Source organism: Sulfurimonas sp., assembly GCF_018698455.1.
GTDB lineage: Bacteria > Campylobacterota > Campylobacteria > Campylobacterales > Sulfurimonadaceae > Sulfurimonas.
This window is the reverse complement of record NZ_JABIOQ010000075.1, coordinates 1-2,257: the sequence shown is the minus strand read 5'-3', so window position 1 is coordinate 2,257 and position 2,257 is coordinate 1. Positions and strand designations below refer to the sequence as shown.

The window sequence follows — 2,257 nt, the reverse complement described above, 5'->3', positions numbered from 1 at the left end:
ATTTTCTTCTCCCATAACCTGAATATCAAAATTATCTTTTAAACGCTTTGTCATATAGTCTTGAATCTGTTGGTCAAGGTTACTGATGGGAGTATTATCTTCTTTAAACTCAAAACTAAAAGTATTTGTTTCTCTAGCTTCTCGTATAATTCTACCAGCTTCATCTACAATTTGTTTGGCAATTATTAAGTATATATTTCTCATCTGCTTCCCTTATATAATTTATTTTATTAATCTAAAAGCTTAAAACCAGTGTTGTTCTTTGTGTAAAGTCTGACTTAACTACACCTTCAGGAGGTACATTGTCTATATTGTATGTAACATTTAACTTTAAATCAAGTGCCTTATAAAGCTTGACTTTTACTTCAAAGTCATTTGTCACAATATGATCACTAAAATCATCAACTTTTGGTTGATAATAGAGTACATATGAGAATGCAGCACTCTTCTCTAATTTAATGCTATAAGAAAGATATACATTTAACCTTTGGTTTTCTTCTTTAGAATTTACATTGGGCTCTTTATATTCTATATCTTCATGAAATATTGAAAGACCAAAAAAGCCTTTTCCTCTTTCTTCACTATTCAAAAGTCGATACCGTAAACCTATTCCACCTAGTAGCCTACTATTTATCAACCTAAACTCATCACTTTCGAGTTGAGAAAATATCTCGTATCTTAAATTGTCATTATCCCCTAGACTATGAATCAAACGCAGATGTCCAAAAGCTTTATTTGTATCTGCCACTGTATTTGACTCGCCATATTCACCTGAAAATTCTGTCCAAACTACATATTCTTTTGCTTCATCATATGTAACTCGCGAGGATCCTTGATAGTTGTCTTTGTCAGTATTACCTCTTTTTGTTTCAAATCCAGCTTCTATTTTAAAAGAAAGTCCAGCTTTCTTACCTATTTCAACAGGAGAAATTGAGACGAGTGCTGAAAGATTGTGAACGATAAGGAGTGTAAAAATTATTAATTTCATTTAATCACCTTTAAATTTATGAAACTATAGCAAGTTGATACTTTAAAATTTATACATTTATCTATATTTTAACTTAAAATATTCCTAAAATAGCCTTTTTCTTCTTCTATCTCAAAAGTAATTTGATATACTATTTTTATGAAAAAAATAATATCCGATATACACAATGGCATACAAAACAGCAGGAAGACAATTGAGTTTCTCACAAAAAACAGCTCTTGGACTTGGGTTGCAAACTACCCTATTGCAATTGTTAATGAAATCAACAGAGTTACAGATGAAGAAAGTCTAAAAAATCTAGAGAATGTAAACTTTTTTAACGAAGAGGGTTTTTCAAAAAATAGTTATACTCAAAAAGAGATAAATCATTTAGTCGAAAATATACCCACTTCAATTAAAACTGCCTATTGTCTTTGTCTCAAAAAGAAACATAATGGCGACTACAATTTTAAAGAAAAATTCACACATGACCGTTGGAAAAAAGTCACAGATGAGGACAACTTTGAAGCACTAGTTGAGTTGTCAAAATTTACTGATGTAGACAGTAGTACTGTTATAGAAACGGAGTTACGAGACATCATGAGAAGCCGTAAAGAGATACCTTCACTAAAAGTGATTGGTTTTGTCTGGATTGTTACAGTTCCTAAAACTACCAACATTGTAAATATACTTGAACACTACTTCTTAGACAATCATATATATGTAGAACAAGGACGAAAAATTACTTACATTGCATGGGGTGATAGACTAGCAGACATTAACATGAGATACTTTGTTAATACTCCTTAAATATACATTTAGATACAATTACTTTAATTAAAATAGATAGGAAATTTAGTGATTACATTAAAAAAAGCTCTCACATTATCAACAGAAGAATTAAACAAATTTAAAGATGAACTTAAAGCTAAAATTGGGGCACAACCTGAATTAAACGCTTACATAGATGTTAATAATGTTGGAGATGGTGTACCTATCGCTATAAAAGATAATATACAAGTTAAAAACTGGTCTGTAACATCAGGTTCAAACATCCTTCAAGGTTATATAGCTCCTTACAACGCAACCGTCATTGATAAACTTACTGCGGCAGGTCTTTCTCCTTTTGGAAGAGTAAACATGGATGAATTTGCAATGGGTTCTACAACAGAGTCGAGCTTTTATGGTAAAACACTCAACCCAATAAACGCAGACAGAGTTCCTGGTGGAAGTTCTGGTGGTAGTGCAGCGGCCGTTGGTGCAGGTCTTGCCATTGCCGCTCTTGGAAGT

4 protein-coding genes are annotated in these 2,257 nt (G+C 32.0%); 2 read left to right on the top strand and 2 right to left on the bottom strand.

The features are described 5' to 3' along the window. Positions 1-204: inositol monophosphatase family protein (locus tag HOG88_RS11660; RefSeq protein WP_295006358.1), on the bottom strand; the 204-nt coding region annotated here is incomplete at its 3' end. Positions 205-235: 31 nt separating this feature from the next. Beyond that, on the bottom strand, positions 236-988 hold the full coding sequence (locus tag HOG88_RS11655) for a DUF481 domain-containing protein (protein ID WP_295006356.1): 753 nt from the start codon (positions 986-988) through the stop codon (positions 236-238). Between the two features lie 138 nt (positions 989-1,126). Between HOG88_RS11655 and HOG88_RS11650 the strand changes: the two genes are divergently transcribed. Together HOG88_RS11650 and HOG88_RS11645 are read left to right on the top strand one after the other, a co-directional pair. After that, positions 1,127-1,777 carry a hypothetical protein gene (locus HOG88_RS11650; RefSeq protein ID WP_295006354.1) on the top strand — a complete coding sequence of 217 codons (651 nt, stop codon included), beginning with the start codon at positions 1,127-1,129 and terminating at the stop codon, positions 1,775-1,777. Between the two features lie 48 nt (positions 1,778-1,825). Beyond that, on the top strand, positions 1,826-2,257 hold a 432-nt coding region (locus HOG88_RS11645; RefSeq protein ID WP_295006352.1), incomplete at its 3' end, for an amidase family protein.